Here is a 16,980-nt window from a genome sequence, read left to right as displayed (position 1 = left end):
CGAGACCGCCCGCAGCGAACTCGAAGCGACCGACCCTCGATCCGCGAGCGGTAGCGCCAATTCGCGGTCGGCGCCGCGTGCGACGATCGGGGACGATCCGCGGCGTGTAGTGTCCCCGTCAGACCTAAATACCCCCTCGCCGAAAGCCGAATCAGATGCCGAAAGTAGAGATCACCATCCCGGAACACCTCGAGATGCAGATCGCCCAGATGGTCGAGCGCGGCGAGTTCGTCAACCGCGAGGAGGCGATCGAAGACCTCCTCTCGACGGGGATCAAAGCCTACAAGACCAGCGGACCGATGGACGAGGAAGAGGGGACGAGCGGTGGAACCGGCCTCGAAGACGACGGTATGATGGGTCACGACGACGAGTACGTCTTCTAACGCCGCCGATTTTCGCTCTCGACCACTCAGTTAGACCGCGAGCAACGGGATTCCGAACGCGACGGCCAGGCCGAGGAGTGCGACGACGAGGCCGATTCCGACCTCGCGCATCCCGTAGTCGCTCATCGGTGCGGTCGTCCGCTCGGCCTCGAGATCGTGGCCGACGTCGGCGCCCGTATCGCCGTCTGCCGTCTGGTTCGTGTCGTCTGCCATACTCGCCTGTTGCCGACTCACCGCCTTAAAGACACCTCTCTCGTCGACGAACGGAGACTCGCTCGTTCCTCGAGGCCGTCGAACGGTCGTTTGGCGCGACTCAGCGTCTCGCAACGAAAAGCGTCGGTCGGAGAATCGCGCTCCCGAATCCGGTCAATCACTATATATTTACACTTAGACTACCAATACGGTGTCGATGCCCTCCACATCGCTCTCTCGCCGGCGGCTGCTCGCAGCGAGCGGCGGCTGTCTTTCGGCCGCGTTCGCCGGCTGCGTCGGGTTCAGCGAAGGCGAATCGGTCTCCGGCCACTCCTCCTCCGAGGGAGGCACGCTCGAGTCGACCCACGAGTACGAGTCGCTGTCGATCCGTTCGGCGGACGACACGCCCGTCGCCTACTCGAGCGAGGACGCCGCGGAAGACGCCGAAGAGAAACGGGCCCCGCGCTATCTGGCGGATTTCTTCGTCACCGACGAGGACGACGCCGCCGCGCTGTGGTTCACCGGCGCCGCCGCGGACGACGACGTCGACGCCGCTCGAGCGTTCGTCGAAGAGACCGATTTCGACGGCGAATCGATCTACGTCGACCAGCGGTCGATCGACGACTGCTATCGCCGACGGCTGCTGAGCGTCCGCGCGGCCGACGGCGAGTTCCGAACGGACTACTGTCGAGCGCTGAAAGCCCCGATGGAGCCGTGCGAGGCGGACAGATCCGTCACGGAAGCGGTGTTCGTCCGCGTCCACCGCCCGTACGACGATCCCCCCTCGAGTCGAGGGAGTTCCGAACGCACCACCTGTCCGAGCGGCGCCGGCGGTGGGAACGGCTCCGCGGCGAACGAGACGGACGGAACCGACACCGCGAACGAAACTGCCGGAACCGAGACCAACGACACTGACGCTCCGAGCGCGGAGGAACCGCGATGAGCGACTGCGGCCGCAGCCATCGCCGACGGTTCTTATCGGGGGTCGCCGCGGTCGGCAGTGCCGCGCTCGCCGGCTGTAGCGCGCTCTCGTGGACCGACGACGGGAGATCGTCGTTCACCGCGGCCGACGCGGCCGACGTGCTCGCCGACGAGACCGAGCCGCCGGAGATCGAGTGGCCGGTACCGGTGGTTCCGACGTCGGACGCCGTCGACGACGGCCTCGAGCGCGTCGAGACGCTACTGGCGGACGTTCCGGACTCGCTCGAGGCCGAGGCGGTCCCCAACGGCGTCGTTCGGCAGTCGATCGGCGAGCGTCGGGACGAGGCCCGCGACTACCGCGACGAGGCCGCCGCGGCCACCGGAGACGATCGGTACCACGCGCTTCGAACGACGCGAGAGGCGCGCGACGCCGCGCGGGTAGCGTCGACCACGCTCGACGCCATCGAGGGCGAGAAGGGAACGATCGTCGCGGACCTGCGCGAGGAGCGACATGCGGTCCGCTCGAGCGTCAACGACCGACTCAGTTCGGTCGCGTACCGCGGCGGTGACGGCGAGGACGAACTGCTTCGGGCGGCGCTGTTCTACGCGCGCCAGGAATCGGACCTCCGGCGCGCGGCGGAGCAACTCAGTCGGAATCGGTGGAACGTCGACGACGGCGCCTCCGTCATCGACATCGGCGACGGCGCCGGCGTGCTCGAGTTCGCGACGGCCACGCGGACCGTCTGGGAGCACCTCGCGGCGCGGTTCGACGGGCGGACCGACGAGTCGACCGACCTGAAGCCGATCTTCGACGCCGCGCTCGAGACGTCGACCGAGCGCATCGAGAGCGTCACCATCCCCGATCGGGCCGACGACGACTGGCTCGAGGGAATCGTCGACGCGGACCTCGACGACCAGCATCTCGGGCAGGTGCTCTGGCGGACGGTGGATCCGGTCTCGAGGGCGGCGGACGGCCTGAACGGGGCGATCGAGGACGGACACGCAGGTATCGCGCTCACCGAGGCCGTCCGGTTCGAGGCGCGGTACCGGGCGTTCGAGCGGGTGCGGGGCCGTATCGACGACGGGACGCTGGCGGCCCCCGAATCGGTCGCGGAGATCCGCGCGGAGCGAACGGCCGCGATCGAGGCGGCCGCGTCGGCCGTCGCGTCGGTGACCGAGCCGTCGATCGGCGCGTACGTCCTCGCGGAGACGCTCCGCTCGCTCGAGTGGACCGACGACGGCGTCCGGCGGGCCGCGGACAACGATCCCGAGGTCGGCGTCTCGCTGCTCACCGAGTACGGCGAGTACGCGCGCATCCGGGCGCAACTCGAGGCGCTTCCCGACGCGGTCGAGGCGTTCCGGGAGCGACTGCGGTCGGCCTGAGGACGGCGTCGCGGCGATCGCGGTGACGACTCGCCGACCGGGACGGCACCCCGTCCGTCGCTCGAACGAGCGATGGGGACGACTTTACTATCCCGGGTTCCAAGGCTCGCACAACGACCACATGCTGACAAAGCGAATCATCCCGTGTATCGACGTGGACTTGGACGAGGACGGGAACCCGGCGGTCTACACCGGCGTCAACTTCGAGGACCTGAAGTACACCGGCGATCCGGTGGAGATGGCCAAGGCGTACAACGAGTCCGGCGCCGACGAGTTCGTCTTCCTCGACATCACCGCCTCCGCGGAGGGCCGCGAGACGATGCTCGACGTCGTCGAGCGCGTCGCCGACGAGGTCTTCATCCCCCTCACCGTCGGGGGCGGCATCCGCACCACCGACGACATCAAGGAGACGCTACGGGCCGGCGCCGACAAGGTCTCGATCACGACCGGCGCGCTCGAGCGCCCCGAACTGATCACCGAGGGCGCGAAAGCCTTCGGCAACCAGTGTATCGTCATCAGCGTCGACGCCAGGCGGCGGTTCGACGAGCAGGGCGAACACTACGTCGAGATCGACGGCGAGTCCTGCTGGTTCGAGTGCACCAAGAAGGGCGGCCGCGAGGGAACCGGTATCGACGTCCTCGAGTGGGCACGGGAAGCCGAACGCCGCGGCGCGGGCGAACTGTTCGTCAACTCGATCGACAAGGACGGCACCAAGGACGGTTACGACCTGCCGCTGACGAAGGCGGTCTGCGAGACCGTCGACACGCCAGTCATCGCCTCCTCTGGCTGTGGCGGTCCCGAGGACATGTACGACGTGTTCACTGAAGCCGGCGCCGACGCCGGCCTCGCGGCCTCGATCTTCCACTTCGACGAGTACTCGATCGAGGAGACCAAGGAGTATCTGGACGAGCGAGACGTTCCGGTGCGACTCTGAGCTGCGAGATCCGGACGGAGCGAGTATCTCGAGAATGCGAGCGGTGAAACCGCGAGCCGCGAGCGAACGAAACGGCGAACGGCAGTCGGCCGTGAGCCAGTGAGCGTGGCAATTCAGGCCGTTCGTTTCGACTTCCAACACGCTTATATCGACACGGTCGTGCGTTACGACCAGTGAAGTGGCGGTGCACGTGGTGTGGCAAACCTCACGCGGAAAACGACCCTCCCTGTGATAACTGCGGGCACAACACCTTCGAGAAGGCGGTCGTCCGCGAGGGCGAAGGCGAGACAGAGGCCGAGCGAAGCGAGTCCTCGAGCGACCCCGCCGTCGACACCGGCGTGACCGAGACGGAAACGGTCGATACCGGCACCACCTACGTCTGGCGCTGTCAGGACTGCGGTCGCGACCACGTCAAGTACAACCCGCCGTGTTCGCGCTGCGGTAACCACGACTTGGAGAAGATCGAGCAGCGCTACGACGACGTCGCCGGCGAACTCGAGACGTCCAGCTGGCTCGAGGTGGCCAAGCCGTACGCACCGATCCTGGCGGCCATCGTCGTCGTCGCCGCGCTGTTCGCGACCGGCGTCGTCCCGCTGTCGATCCTCCCGGGCGTCGGCGAGCCGTCGCCGCCCGACGCGCCGGGCCAGGGCAGCCAGGCCGCGGGGATCGACCTCGAGGCGACCGAACTCGAGGTTCACGACCGACTCGAGGCCGAACGCGATAGCTCGCGCTCGTACGACGACGGGCTCGCGGCCTACGCCGAGTACAACAACCGAGCGTACGTAGCGAGCGAGCACGACGGGACGGAATCAGAGGGCGTCCGGCCGAGCGATTTCGGCGTCGATTGCGGGAGCGCAGGCGCCAGCGGTCCGTTGACCCCGCCGCTATCGATCGACGACTACGACGACGAGGCCGCCCTCGCCGACGAAATCGCCGGCGGACTCGAGACCAGCGACGCGGTCACGGATCCCGAACTCGAGCGCGAGGGACTCGATCTGCACGTCGTCGAAGGAGAGGTCTACGTCCACTACGCGGCCTGCTAGACTCATTGATGATCCGGCACGGTAGTCGGTCAGACTGATTGGAGCCGAGAGCACGCTGCTCCGTCGACTACGCCGTGCTCGTCCGGACGGAGCGCGGACTATCTCGAGCGAGAGTTCCGGCGAGAAGACGAGGACTCGAGCCCCGAGATCGAGTGTCGAAGCTCCTGTTCAGGCGGCCGCTTCGAACGCCTCGCGGAAGGAGATGGCCTTCTCGCGGACGTTGACTGCCGCATCCTCGAGGGCCTCGAGCGGCTCGACGCCGCCCTCGGTCTTGATCGTGAGGATGGGTTCGGTCTGGCCACCCGACTGTTCGGGGTTGACGTCGTAGGTGGCCGCGCTGACGTTCTCGTGCTCGAGCAGTGCGCCCTTGAGGACGTTCATGAAGGTGTGATCCTCGCCGGCGATCTCGATCGAGAGTTCGGTGTCGGTGCTCTCGGTGACCCGCAGTTCCATGTCCACCGTTCCGGTCGTCGGCCGCTTGTAGCTTTCTGTTCGGGCTCGAGGGGCGGCGGTCGGCGACGGGGGTCGACCGCGCGTGCGTGATCGGCGATCGCGCGACCCGCGATAGGGATAACCTAAACCAATATACAGCCGCGGCCGAACCACTGGATATGCTCTCGCAGGAGGCCCTCCTGACGATCGTCCTGTCGGTCGTCTTCCCGCTGTTCGTGGTGGCGGCGGCGCTCGCCTCCGTCGCCGTCGTCCGCCGACTCCACAGCCCCGCCCGCCGCTGGGGCGACGTCGCCCGCTCGCGACTCGTCCTGGGCGTCCCGTGGGGGTCGTTACTCGTGATCGCGCTGGTCTACTGCGTCTATCTGTTCGTCCAGGACGGAATCACCGCGTTCGGGAACCCGGTAACGCTCCCCTACCGCGCGTATTCGTACTTCTACCCGCTGGGGATGCTGACCGCGTCGTTCTCCCACGCCGGCCCGGGACACCTCATCGGGAACCTCGCCGGCGCCGTCGTCGTCGCGCCGATCGCGGAGTACGCCTGGGGCCACTACCCCGATGGACGGGGCGAGACGGCGGGGACGTCGTGGCGGACCGATCCGTGGATCCGCGCGCTGGTGGTCTTCCCGCTGATCGTCGTCGCGATCACGATCGGCTCGAGCCTGTTCGCGCTCGGCCCGGTCATCGGCTTTTCGGGGGTCGTCTTCGCCTTCGCGGCCTTCTCGCTCGTCCACTATCCGATCGTGACGCTCGTCGGCGTGCTCGGCGTGCAGGGCGCACTGCTGACGCTCTATCGCGCGCTCCAGACGCCGATCGGCGTCTACGTCGCCCAGCCGCGGGCCCCGTCGGCGCCCTCGTGGGCCGGCATCGCCATCCAGGGCCACGCGCTGGGATTCTTCATCGGGCTCGTCCTCGCGATCGGACTCCTCCGGCGACGGGGCCACCGTCCCGACGCGCTTCGGGTCTGGATCGCGATCCTGCTGTTCGGCTTCGCCCAGGGCCTGTGGCAGATCTACTGGTTCGGCAGCGCGAACGTCTACTACCTCTTTCAGGGCCCCGGCGTCCTCGTCGTCGTCGTCCTCGCGCTCGTCGTCACGATCGCGATAACGGCCTCGGAGCGCCCGGTCGTCCCCGACCGACTCGAGCGTCGCCTCGCTCGACTCCGCGGCTCGAGTTCCGGATCGGCCGTCGCTCGGCCGCTCGAGATCGCCCGCGGCGGCGATCGGTCGTCGACCTCGCCCCTCGAGCGGATCGGCGAGATCGCGACGGCGGCGACCGACCGGGGGTCGACGCGGCTCTCGTCGGTCACGCGGCGCAAGACGGCGCTGTTCGCCGTGTTGGCCGTCTTCGCCGTCGTCGCCGGCGCGGCGGTCCCGGTCAACCTCTTCGTGCTCGACGACGCGACCGCGGCCTCCGAGTCGGCCGTCCAGATCGAGGACTACACGATCCAGTACGCCGAAGGAGTCGAGAACCAGAAGGTCTCGCCGGTCCAGGTGGGGCCGCTCGCGGAGGCCGTCTCGCTCGAGTCCAGCGGGGTGATCGTCTCGAGCACGGAGCGCCAGATCTGGGTGGAGGAGGTGCCGGCCAACCGGCTCGCCTTCACCGGCGACGCCGAGGTCGTCGTCGGCGGCCCGGGCTGGCGCGAGACCGTCCACGTCGAGCGGACCGGCTGGGAGCCGGTCGGCAACGACACCGTCTATCAGGTCGAGATCTGGCCCGAGGGGGAGGACCGACGGCTCGCCCACGAGTCCGAGGGGTCGCGGGCGGACGTCCGCATCGACGACCGCAACGTCACGATCGAGTCCCGAGACGGCGAGTTCGTCCTCGAGATCGAGACGCAGGCGGGCGAGACCGTCGGGACGACGCCGATGCCCGCCGACGGCGAAACGGAGACGGCGGGCGGACTCACGTTCGATCGGGTCGACGACACGATCTACGCGAGCGCCGACGGGACCAGGGTCGCGGTCGCGACCCGAGAGACGTACAGATAGGTCCGACAGATCGCGCGATCAGCCCGTTTCTCCCGACCGCCTCGCCGCAGCAGCGTCGCCGCTCTCGTAAATCGGTTCGTATGGACGACAGTCCGCAGTACTTTCACGTTTCGATCGACCGGACCGGGGTTCGAGCGCGTATCGCTCGCGTTCTCGAACGGTCAGGGTTCGATAACGGTGCTCTCGCGAAGACGTTCTTGCGGCGATCACAACGTCCGTTAACGACCGCGTGGCTTCGGGAAGCCTGAGAGAAACAATGACCCGCTGCGTGGTCGGTCCGATCGAGTTGACCTACGGACCGATGAGCGACCATGCACTCCGGCGGACGACCCCCCAGGCCGGCCCGACGACCACCGACGAGCGCGAATCGCCGACGGCCGTTCGCCTCAAGGACGTCACCCACGAGTACGGCTCGAGCGGCGGCCGCGGTCGCTCGAGCGAGGACCGGACGGTGACGGCGCTTCGAGACGTCACGCTCGAGGTGGGCGCGGGCGAGACCGTCGGTCTCGAGGGACCGAGCGGCAGCGGCAAGTCGACGATCCTGCACGCGGTCAGCGGGCTGTTAGTGCCGACCGCGGGACGGATCCAGCTGCTCGACACGGCCGACCTCACGTCGCTTTCGGACCGCGAGCGAACGCGGCTGCGACGCCACCACGTCGGCATCGTCTTCCAGCGGTTTCACCTCCTGCCGTCGCTGTCGGCCCGCGCGAACGTCGCCCTCCCCCTCGTCCAGGCCGGGATCGGCCGATCGACGCGACGCGAGCGGGCCAAGTCGCTGCTCGAGCAGGTCGGCCTCGGGGACCGGATCGACCACTCTCCGGGCGAACTCAGCGGCGGCGAACGCCAGCGCGTCGCGATCGCTCGGGCGCTGGTGACGGATCCGGACGTGATCGTCGCCGACGAGCCGACGGGAGAGCTCGACACGGCGACCGGCGCGGACGTGCTCGACCTCCTGACGGACATCGGACGCGACCGGACCGTGCTGGTCGCCTCCCACGACGACTCGACGCTGGCCGTCGCCGACCGCGTGGTCACGCTTCGCGACGGGCGGGTGGTCGACGATGGCAGGTGACGATCGGTTCGAGACGACGACCGCGGGCAGTCGCCGCGCTCGCTGGTGGGGGGTCGTCACCGTCTCGGTCGTCCGCCTCTGGAAGCGCGCGACGGGGACTAGATCGCGACGGCTCGCGGCGACGACGGCCGCCGTCGCGCTGACCATCGCTCTCCTGATCGTCGTCACCGGGATCGCGCTGGGGCTCGCCGACGGCGCCACCGTCGACCAGGACGACGCCGACGTCCGCGTCGCTCCCGCGGAAAGCGACTCCCTCGCGGCGGTCGACGGCGTCGAGAAGTCCCAGCTCGGCGAGGCCAACGCGCGCGCCGAGCGGATCCGGAATCGGGACGGCGTCGGCCACGCCTCCCCGGTGCTCGTCGAACCGGTCGCGCTCGAGTCGGCCGACGGCGAGTCGAAGCGCATCCTGCTCGTCGGCGTCGTCCCCGACGACGCCTCCCGCACCGTCGCCGGGCTTCCGACGGACGAACTCGAGTCCGGCGATCCCCACTACGCCGACGGCTCGTACGACGGCCCGCGCCGGGGCGAGATCGTGCTCTCGGCGGCCGCGGCGGATCGACTCGAGGCCGAGGCCGGCGACGAGCTCACGCCGGGCGGCGAGCAGTTGCCCGACGGCGCGGCGCCGTCGTCGACGGTCGCGGCGGTCGAGACGGCCGGCGACGGCGAGACCGAGACGCCGGTCGGGCTGATCCACCTGAGCGAACTGCAGGCGCTGACCGGGGCGTCCGACGGCGAACTGGCCGATCAGGTGCTGGTGTGGGGCGACGACGCCGCCGCGGAGTCGGCCGCCGCCGACGCCTATCCCGAGGCGACGGTCCAGTCGGTCGATCGAACGAACCCCGCAACGCTGTTCGAGGACGAACTGGCCTTCGCGACGAGCCTGCTCGCGCTGATCGTCGGCGTGGCGATCTGCGCCTCGTTCGTCGCGACGACGATGGGGATGACCGTCAACGAGGACCGGCGGACGCTGGCCGTCCTCGAGTCGGTCGGCTTCACGACGCGCAGTCGGCTCGCCATCGTCGCCGTCTCGACGCTGTTGACGACCCTCGGCGGTGCGCTCGTGGGAGTCGCGCTCGGCGCGGGCGGGATCTACGCCGTCAACCGGATCGCCAGCGCGACCGTCGCGCCGGGCGCCGTCGCCGAACTCCATCCGCTGTTCGTTCCCTACGCGGTCGCCGTCGCGCTCGTCGCGGGACTGGTGGCCGTCCCCTACCCGCTGGTCGTCGCGGCTCGCACGTCCGTCCTGACGGAGGTGGGGCGATGAGCCCGCGACTGCGCCGCGCGGCGGTCCGAACGCGGGCCGTCGTCGGGTTGGCGTTCGCACAGCTTCGCCGCTCGCCCGGTCGGACCGCGCTGACCGTCCTCGCGGTGGCGCTTGCCGTGCTGTCGGTGACGCTACTGGCGAGTCTCGGCGTCGGCGTCGTCGAAACGGGAGAGAACGGCCTCGAGAACGCCGGCCGGGACATCTGGGTCACGAGCGAATCGATCGATCCCGAATCCAGCGACACGGCGAACCCGATCGTCGACGCCCACGCGATGTCGGCCGAGATGACCCAACGCGACGACGTCAGCTCCGCCTCGCCGATCGCGATGCACGAACTCTACGTCGCGACGGGCGACGACGCGGTGCGGACGTCGGCGGTCGGGGTCCACGAGACCCACGACGGCTTCGACTTCGAGGCCGGCGGCGGGTTCGAGACCGAGATGAACCACTCGGACGGCAACTACTCCGCCGCCGACCGGCCGAGCGAGCCGACGACGGAGGAGATCGTGCTCGATCCCGGCACGGCCGAGTCGCTGGGCGTCTCGGTCGGCGATACGGTCTCCGTCGGGACCAGCCGCCAGACGGCCCGAGACAACGAGTTCACCGTCGTCGGCATCGCCTCCTACTACTCGCAGTTCCTCGGCACGGACGTCGAGACGGTGCCGCTGACTGACCTGCAGGCGGTCGCCGGAACGACCGGCACCGACCGGGCGACGTTCGTCACGGCCAGCGTCGAGGAGGGGGCCGACCGCGACGCCGTCGCCGAGGACCTGGACGCGGCGTATCCGGGCTACGACGTCCGCACGAGCGACGAGCAGATCGGGTCGATGGTCGAAGAACGGCCGCTCGTCCTCGCCAGCGGCGCGACGCTGGTCGGGCTCTCGCTGGTCGGCGGCATCGTCCTGACGGTCAACCTGTTCGCCCTCGTGGCCTACCAGCAGCGGGACGAACTCGCCGCGCTCCGGGCGGTCGGCCTCTCGCGGTGGGTCCTCGCGGGGACGATCGGCGTCCAGGGGCTGGTCATCGGGCTGCTGGGCGGAGTCGTCGGCCTCGCCGCGACGCCGTTGCTCACGCGCGGACTCAACCGCCTCACGGCGACGGTCGTCGGCTTCGAGTCGCTCCTGCGGACGCCCCTCGAGGTGTACGCCGTCGGGTTCGCCCTGGCGATCGTCGTCGGGACCGTCGTCGCGCTCCTGACGGGCTGGCGGGCGGGTCGGTACGCCCGACTCGAGCACCTCGAGGCCTAACGGTAGACAGAGGCGTTACCGTTCCTATTCGATCATCCGACGTGCAGTGGCGCGCGCTGGACTGCGGTGAGCTACCGGCGAACCGCAGTCGAAACTCGTGCGAGGTCTTCGTGAGTGAAACGAACGAAGTCGTTCGAGACGGCGAAGCCGTCTCGTGATGCGAAAATCTCCGATTTTCAGCAGCTTGGAAGGCGCGAAGCGTCTTCCAGTGGATGAGCGAGTGGTGCGGGACCGAAGGTCCCGCAGACCATGCGAACGGGCGCGAAGCGCCCGTGAGCAGATGAAACGAGCGAATCGGGTGGGGAGGGCGTGGCAACTCCCTGTTGCCACGATAGCAGAACGCTTCTTTTCAGTGTTCTCTGCTGAACATACGGCTTCAGTACAGACGCGAATATCTCCCGTTACGAATCAGCCACTCACCACTCGATCCGGAACACTTCCGCCTCGAGCGTCGCCTCCGCCTCGGTGTGAAACTCGAAGCGCTTCGCGATCGGGAACTCGGCCCGGAACGCGTGGGTCACGTCGGCGCCGGCGTCGGCCGCGTACGACTCGACGAACTCCTGGCTGCCCTCGTTGTGGATCGTGTAGGAGACGGTCGCGATCGAGCGGGCGGTCTCGAGGAACTCGCGGTCGGCGTGGCGGTTCCCGCGCTGGGCGCCGAAGGGCGGGTTCGAGAGAACGGTGACGTCGCCGTCGACGGGCGGCGACAGCGGCGGTTCGGCAGCGTCGCCGCGGATCCACTCGAGCGGACCGTCTTTGCCCGCCTCGTCGATCCGGGCGGCGTTGGTCCGGGCCAGCGCGAGGGCCTCGGGATCGACGTCGATCCCGACGACGCCCTCGGCGCCGGCCAGCGAGGCGGCGATCGCGAGCATCCCGGTTCCGGTCCCGAGATCGACGGTCCACCCCTCGAGATCGCCCTGCATGCGCGCCTGGTGGGCGATGTGGGCGGCGATCTCCGGCGGCGTGAGATACTGCTCGAGGGCGGGTGACGGATCGGCGAAATCGGCGAGCGCTTCGAGCGCTCGAGCGAGCGTCCGCCGCGACGGCCCTGACATGCCGACGCGTTAGGCGTCGATCGTAATAGGCCCCTCGAGTTCGAGCGCGAGCCCTTCGCGTTCGGCCCGTTCGGCACAGGCCGCGAGCGCGGGGCGGACCTTCTCCGGATCGGCGACGTCGTCGACGCGGACCGTCACGCTCCCGACGCCGAGGAACGATCCCGCCCGCACGTAGCCGCGCACGCGGTCGATCTCGTCCTGGGTCGCCAGCGAGCAGTCCTCGTCGAAACAGGCGTCGACGGAGAGGCGGGCCGGAACCAGGGCCTCGTCGGTGAGTTCGCGTTTCAGATCGCGCAGGTACTCCGGCGCCGTCGACTCCAGCGACTCGGCCTCGAGCGTGACGGGGGTGGCGTCGGCGGGTCGACAGCGGTCGATCGTCGATTCGAGTTCGGGAGACGATGACGTGCTCATTGCGAGGGGATACACTAGTTGCATACAAAAACCTTTGTAAATGTCCAGTAGTAATATAGCGTCCGTTCGCTCGACGACGAGTCGGCGCTGCCGGCGGCCGAAATATACTTTTTCGTGATAGTTTCGAATAGAGTTAAGGAGAGTCCGTGTGAGTGAGTCGGATATGAACTGTCCACGGTGTCAGGGCTCGCTCGAGGAACTCTCGTTGGGCGACGTCTCGACGACCATGTGTCCCCACTGTGGATTCGCGGACATCCCCGTCGACCACATCCGCGAGGGGGAAGAGCCGGAATCCTGGCGCGACGCGTTCAACCGGTTTTACGAGAGTTGACCGCCGGTAGGGGGGGCCGTCGAACTCGAGCCGAGTGCGTCGATACGACGGGCTCTGGGGGAGAATCGAACGGAAAGAACGGGGGGACGAGTTATTCGGCTTCGGCTTCCGCTTCGACGTCGTCGTCGGCCTCGTGGTCGACGTCCTCGTCGGATCGGGCGGCGACGAGGCCACCGCGTGCGACGCTGTAGAGGGGTTCGTTCGCGTGGGTCACGCCACTGATCGAGAACGGAATGTTCGCGTCCTCTAAGTGGTCACGGAACAGCGCCTCGAAGCCGCTGGGGCTCGAGGTGCCGCCGGTGACGACGACGGGGACGTCCAGTCCTTCCTCGACGTCCTCCTCGTCGACTTCCTTGACGATGTTCTCGATGACGTAGTCGAGCAGGTTCTCGTAGTAGATCGAGAGCGCGCCCTCGACGCCGCCGACGTCGGTCGTGAAGTCGAGTTCGAAGTCGTCCTCCTTGATGGAGGTGACTTTGTCGACGGGCGTGCCCGTCGCGCGGGCGGCCTGCTCGTCGACCCAGTCGCCGCCGCGGGCGACGGAGAACTTCATGACGGGCACCGCGTAGTAGGCCAGGCAGACGTTCGTCATGCCGGCGCCGAAGCTGATGCCCAGTCCGGTGAAGTTGTTGTCCGCGAGTTCGCTGTAGATGACGGACATCCCTTCGTTGATCGGTTCGGAGTCGTATCCCATGTCGTCGAGGAACGACTCGATCGTCTTCTGGTGGTACAGCGTCGAGAGGTCCGAGTCGATCGGATCCGCCGGGGAAGAGAAGTAGAGCTTCTCGTCCGGATACGCGGGCTCGCCGACGACCTGCTCGATGATGAGCTTCATCATCGGGATCGCGCTCTTCTCGTCGTTCGAGAGGATCCCGTGTTTCATCGGTCGGCGGGTCTCCTTGTTGAAAATGTTCGCGAAATTGAGTGCGTCGTCGCCGACGACGTACACCTTGTCGTCCTTCCGGATATGAAGAACTTCGCTCCGCGAGAGCATTTGCTCGGCCATATCCGAGTACTCGATTTCCACGAAGGAGTTACGCTGCTGCACGAATACCGTATCGTTCCCATCCTGTTGTGCTGACAGGATGTTCATCGTTCCAACGTCTAGGCCTTTCGCCATAGTTGGCCAAGGTGGCCCACGGATTATAAATCTATGTGAATTCCTTACATCTCAAACTACGTGGTAGTAAGAATATTTTAACTTTGGGTAGCGAAGGATTACTCTTGACCCAGCAGTTGACGCAACCGGGCGAGCAGGCCGGACAGCGGCGAGCCGTCGTCGTCGGCCGTCGCCATCTCCTCGGCCCGCTGTTGCTCGCGGAGTTCCTTCAGTTTCGCCGTCTGATCGTCGACCGTCGATTGCGAGGTGGTCGTCTTCGTCTCGCCGCCTTTCAGTCCCTTGAGTCCGGCGACCTGCGCGTCGACGCCGGTCGAACGGGTCGTCTTCGTCCCGGCGTCGGCGTCGATCGAGACCTCGTCCAACTCGTCCTCGGAGAAACTCAGACGCTTGTGTTCGGTCTTCTGGACGCCGCCCCAGGAGAGTTCGACGTCCTCCATCGCCTCGTCGATGTCGCCCCGAACGTCGGCGTCGGTGAGTTCGTCCTCCTCGTCCTCGTCGTCAGTTTCGACGGCCTGGACGCGCTGGGCCATATCGAGGTAGTGGGCGATCAGCGCCGCGCCGGTCGACGCCGTCAGGCCGGCGAGACCGATCGCGTAAATCGCGACGACCTGCGCCGTGTAGTCGGCTCCGTAACCGTTCCAGTCGTCGGGGTAGGCGTACAGGAAGCCGACGACGGCCACGAGCGTAACGGCGACGCCCGCTATCGACGTGTACAGCACCCGGCGCTCGGAGGGGAGCAAGACCACGATCCCCAGCATGAGAAGCGGGAGCGCGATCATGACGATACCGTACGCGGGTTCGGCCCACGTTATGTGGGCCGCGCTGCGGGCTTCGAACGTACTGCTCCACAGAAAGAGCAACAGCGCGATGCTTGCCAGGCCGATGCCGCCGAGAAACAGACCGAAGCCGACGTAGACGTCGGTTCGATCCTCCGGCTCGCCGATGTACCGACGGTAGAGGTCGAAGAGAAATCCGTCTGGAGACTGTTCCGCTGACATTAGCACCCCGTTTATACTCCAGTACTATGACTGTTGGGTCGCGAAACCAATCCGTTTCAGCGGGGTGCTGCGGTCACATCGGCGCCACCGATCGCGACCGACTTGTTCTCTTTCACGCGCCCGCACGGGAACGTGCACCCACTCCCGTATCACGGTCTCAGTATCGCCGCCGACGGACCCCGCTTGGGGCCGTCCGACGACGGGTCGAAAAGCGCGGCCGTTTTACGTCCGTGGCCGCTATGACGGATAATGAGTCAGGAGTCGGAGTACACCGAGGGGGACCTCCGGAACACCGGAATGCAGCTCAAACACGACCGCGAGTGGGACTACGAACTCGAGCAGATCGTCGAAGCCATCGAGGAGCGGGACGCGAAGAAGGTCGGCCTGCAGTTCCCGGAGGGACTGAAACGGCGCGGCCCGGCCGTCGCCGACGACCTCCGCGAACTGTCCGACGACGACGTGACGTTCATGCTCTCGGGTCAGCCCTGTTACGGCGCCTGCGACCTCGACACCTATCTGATGAAGCGCACCGACGTGTTCGTCCACTTCGGCCACTCGCCGATGAAGAACACGGACAAGGTGATCTACGTGCCGCTGTTCTCGAACGTCGAGGTCACGCCGATCATGGAGGAGGCCCTCGATACCCTGGAGCCGCCCGAGGAGACCGAAGACGTCGGTCTCGTGACGACGGCCCAGCACATGAACCGCTACGAGGAGATGAGCGAGTTCCTCGAGGAACGGGGCTACGACGTCCACAGCCGTCGCGGCGACGAGCGGCTGACCCACGAGGGGCAGGTGCTCGGCTGTAACTACGCGAGCGCGGACGTGCCGGCGGATCAGGTCCTCTACGTCGGCGGCGGAAAGTTCCATCCCCTGGGCTTGGCGATGGAATACCCCGACAAGCACGTCGTCATCGCCGACCCCGTCAACAACGTCGTCACCGTCGCCGACACCGAGAAGTTCATGAAACAGCGGTACGGCGCCGTCCACCGCGCGATGGACGCCGAGAAGTGGGGCGTCATCTTCTGTACCAAGATCGGCCAGGGCCGCTGGGAGCAGGCCCAGGAGATCCTCGACGACAACGACGACGCCTACCTCATCACGATGGACGAGGTGACGCCGGACCGCCTGCGCAACTTCGACATGGACGCGTTCGTCAACACCGGCTGTCCGCGGATCACGACCGACGACGGCCCGCAGTTCCACAAGCCGATGCTCACGCCCGGCGAGTACGAGATCGCCGTCGGCAACAAGTCCCTCGAGGATCTCTCCTTCGACACGTTCCACGGAACCTGGTAGGCGGCCTCAGTCCCGTGTCTCGGTTCTCCGCTCTTCAGCTAGATCGCACCCCATCGGCCTCGAGTTCGGTCCCGGCCGTCTCCGTGAGCAGTTCGTATCGCTTCCCGACGCCGCCCCAGTCGACGACGTTCCACCACGCCTCGACGTAGGCCTCGCGATCGTTCTCGTACTGGAGGTAATAGGCGTGCTCCCAGACGTCGAGCGCGAGGATCGGCACCGCGCGCTGGTGGGCGAGTTCGTTCTGGTCCTCGACCTGTCCGACGACGAGCGCGTCGGCCAGCGGTTCGTAGAACAGCATCGCCCAGCCGTCGCCCTCGACCGCGTTCGCGGTCGCGGTGAACTCCGCCTGGAACGCCTCGAACGAGCCGAACTGCGACTCGAGCGCCGCCGCGAGGTCGCCCTCGGGAGCGCCGCCGCCGTCGGGGCTCATGCTCTCCCAGAAGACGGTGTGGTTGACGTGGCCGGAGAGGTTGAACGAGAAGTCGCGCTTCGCGGCCCGGACTCCGTCGAACTCGCCGGCCGATCGCATCGATTCGAACGCCTCGAGTGCCGCGTTCGCGCCGTCGACGTACGACTGGTGGTGTTCGCTGTGGTGGAGCTCCATGATCCGCTCGTCGATGTGCGGCTCGAGCGCGTCGTACGCGTACGGGAGGTCGGGCAGTCGATATCGCGGATGACGCCCGGTTACGGCTGCCTCATCGTCGTCCGCGGCCGCCGGTACCGTCGTCGCACCCGTACCGAGCAACGCGATAGCGGCCGTGCCGCCGATCGTTTCTAAGACGTTTCGTCGTCGGAATCCGGAATCCAATTGGCCGTTTGACATGCAATATGTGTTCCCGCGAGAAAGCGTCGTCAACGTTATCCCGGCACTCGACGGCGTCTCACG

18 protein-coding genes are annotated in these 16,980 nt (G+C 67.3%); 11 read left to right on the top strand and 7 right to left on the bottom strand.

Translation table 11 applies throughout. The features are described 5' to 3' along the window. Window positions 1–155 precede the first annotated feature (155 nt). Window positions 156–383, top strand: a complete 228-nt coding sequence (locus HTZ84_RS07280; RefSeq protein WP_008895334.1) for a ribbon-helix-helix domain-containing protein — start codon at window positions 156–158, stop codon at window positions 381–383. A gap of 30 nt (window positions 384–413) precedes the next feature. Here the strand turns inward: HTZ84_RS07280 and HTZ84_RS07275 are convergent, their stop codons facing one another. Continuing rightward, entirely contained in the window at window positions 414–596 is a 183-nt protein-coding gene (locus HTZ84_RS07275) for a DUF7550 family protein (RefSeq protein WP_174680062.1), read from the bottom strand. A 196-nt stretch (window positions 597–792) separates the two neighbouring features. On the opposite strand from HTZ84_RS07275, the gene HTZ84_RS07270 reads away from it, so the two are divergent. The 4 genes from HTZ84_RS07270 to HTZ84_RS07255 all read left to right on the top strand — a co-directional run bounded on the left by HTZ84_RS07270 (window position 793) and on the right by HTZ84_RS07255 (window position 4,856). Beyond that, window positions 793–1,518 (top strand): hypothetical protein, encoded by a 726-nt coding sequence (locus HTZ84_RS07270; RefSeq protein ID WP_174680061.1) that lies wholly within the window; start codon window positions 793–795, stop codon window positions 1,516–1,518. After that, window positions 1,515–2,879, top strand: coding sequence for a hypothetical protein (locus HTZ84_RS07265; protein WP_174680060.1), 1,365 nt, complete (start codon window positions 1,515–1,517; stop codon window positions 2,877–2,879). The genes HTZ84_RS07270 and HTZ84_RS07265 overlap by 4 nt, the downstream gene beginning before the upstream one ends. Window positions 2,880–3,000: 121 nt before the next feature. After that, window positions 3,001–3,813 carry an imidazole glycerol phosphate synthase subunit HisF gene (gene hisF / locus HTZ84_RS07260; RefSeq protein ID WP_174680059.1) on the top strand — a complete coding sequence of 271 codons (813 nt, stop codon included), beginning with the start codon at window positions 3,001–3,003 and terminating at the stop codon, window positions 3,811–3,813. A 173-nt stretch (window positions 3,814–3,986) separates the two neighbouring features. Then, the gene (locus HTZ84_RS07255) at window positions 3,987–4,856 is read left to right on the top strand and encodes a hypothetical protein (RefSeq protein ID WP_174680058.1); all 870 of its coding nucleotides are present in this window, start codon (window positions 3,987–3,989) and stop codon (window positions 4,854–4,856) included. A gap of 168 nt (window positions 4,857–5,024) precedes the next feature. Here the strand turns inward: HTZ84_RS07255 and HTZ84_RS07250 are convergent, their stop codons facing one another. Then, window positions 5,025–5,309, bottom strand: a complete 285-nt coding sequence (locus HTZ84_RS07250) for a DNA-directed RNA polymerase subunit L (RefSeq protein ID WP_174680057.1) — start codon at window positions 5,307–5,309, stop codon at window positions 5,025–5,027. Between the two features lie 158 nt (window positions 5,310–5,467). Here HTZ84_RS07250 and HTZ84_RS07245 point away from each other — a divergent pair, with 158 nt between their 5' ends. The 4 genes from HTZ84_RS07245 (at window position 5,468) to HTZ84_RS07230 (ending at window position 10,880) form a co-directional block, all read left to right on the top strand. Beyond that, window positions 5,468–7,297, top strand: a complete 1,830-nt coding sequence (locus HTZ84_RS07245; protein WP_174680056.1) for a rhomboid family intramembrane serine protease — start codon at window positions 5,468–5,470, stop codon at window positions 7,295–7,297. A gap of 301 nt (window positions 7,298–7,598) precedes the next feature. Beyond that, window positions 7,599–8,369, top strand: coding sequence for an ABC transporter ATP-binding protein (locus HTZ84_RS07240; protein WP_174680055.1), 771 nt, complete (start codon window positions 7,599–7,601; stop codon window positions 8,367–8,369). Next, a complete protein-coding gene (locus HTZ84_RS07235) occupies window positions 8,359–9,633 on the top strand; it encodes an ABC transporter permease (RefSeq protein WP_174680054.1) in 1,275 nt (424 codons plus the stop codon). The genes HTZ84_RS07240 and HTZ84_RS07235 overlap by 11 nt, the downstream gene beginning before the upstream one ends. After that, the gene (locus HTZ84_RS07230; RefSeq protein ID WP_174680053.1) at window positions 9,630–10,880 is read left to right on the top strand and encodes an ABC transporter permease; all 1,251 of its coding nucleotides are present in this window, start codon (window positions 9,630–9,632) and stop codon (window positions 10,878–10,880) included. Before HTZ84_RS07235 ends, HTZ84_RS07230 begins: the two co-directional genes overlap by 4 nt. A 416-nt stretch (window positions 10,881–11,296) precedes the next feature. Here HTZ84_RS07230 and HTZ84_RS07225 read toward each other — a convergent pair whose 3' ends face one another. Further along, window positions 11,297–11,935 (bottom strand): METTL5 family protein, encoded by a 639-nt coding sequence (locus HTZ84_RS07225; protein WP_174680052.1) that lies wholly within the window; start codon window positions 11,933–11,935, stop codon window positions 11,297–11,299. A 9-nt stretch (window positions 11,936–11,944) separates the two neighbouring features. Then, the gene (locus HTZ84_RS07220; RefSeq protein WP_008895322.1) at window positions 11,945–12,346 is read right to left on the bottom strand and encodes a hypothetical protein; all 402 of its coding nucleotides are present in this window, start codon (window positions 12,344–12,346) and stop codon (window positions 11,945–11,947) included. 163 nt (window positions 12,347–12,509) lie between these two features. On the opposite strand from HTZ84_RS07220, the gene HTZ84_RS07215 reads away from it, so the two are divergent. Continuing rightward, window positions 12,510–12,677 (top strand): TFIIB-type zinc ribbon-containing protein, encoded by a 168-nt coding sequence (locus HTZ84_RS07215; protein ID WP_174680051.1) that lies wholly within the window; start codon window positions 12,510–12,512, stop codon window positions 12,675–12,677. Between the two features lie 91 nt (window positions 12,678–12,768). Here the strand turns inward: HTZ84_RS07215 and HTZ84_RS07210 are convergent, their stop codons facing one another. Then, on the bottom strand, window positions 12,769–13,797 hold the full coding sequence (locus HTZ84_RS07210) for a disk-shape morphogenesis protein volactin (RefSeq protein WP_049914565.1): 1,029 nt from the start codon (window positions 13,795–13,797) through the stop codon (window positions 12,769–12,771). A gap of 98 nt (window positions 13,798–13,895) precedes the next feature. Continuing rightward, on the bottom strand, window positions 13,896–14,795 hold the full coding sequence (locus tag HTZ84_RS07205; RefSeq protein ID WP_174680050.1) for a DUF7139 domain-containing protein: 900 nt from the start codon (window positions 14,793–14,795) through the stop codon (window positions 13,896–13,898). 249 nt (window positions 14,796–15,044) lie between these two features. Here HTZ84_RS07205 and dph2 point away from each other — a divergent pair, with 249 nt between their 5' ends. After that, entirely contained in the window at window positions 15,045–16,094 is a 1,050-nt protein-coding gene (dph2, locus tag HTZ84_RS07200; protein WP_174680049.1) for a diphthamide biosynthesis enzyme Dph2, read from the top strand. Between the two features lie 34 nt (window positions 16,095–16,128). Here the strand turns inward: dph2 and HTZ84_RS07195 are convergent, their stop codons facing one another. After that, the gene (locus HTZ84_RS07195; RefSeq protein ID WP_174680048.1) at window positions 16,129–16,917 is read right to left on the bottom strand and encodes a superoxide dismutase; all 789 of its coding nucleotides are present in this window, start codon (window positions 16,915–16,917) and stop codon (window positions 16,129–16,131) included. Window positions 16,918–16,980: the final 63 nt, after the last annotated feature.

It is taken from the genome of Haloterrigena gelatinilytica (assembly GCF_013342145.1).
GTDB classification, from domain to species: domain Archaea; phylum Halobacteriota; class Halobacteria; order Halobacteriales; family Natrialbaceae; genus Haloterrigena; species Haloterrigena gelatinilytica.
This window is presented reverse-complemented; position numbering and strand designations above follow the sequence as displayed.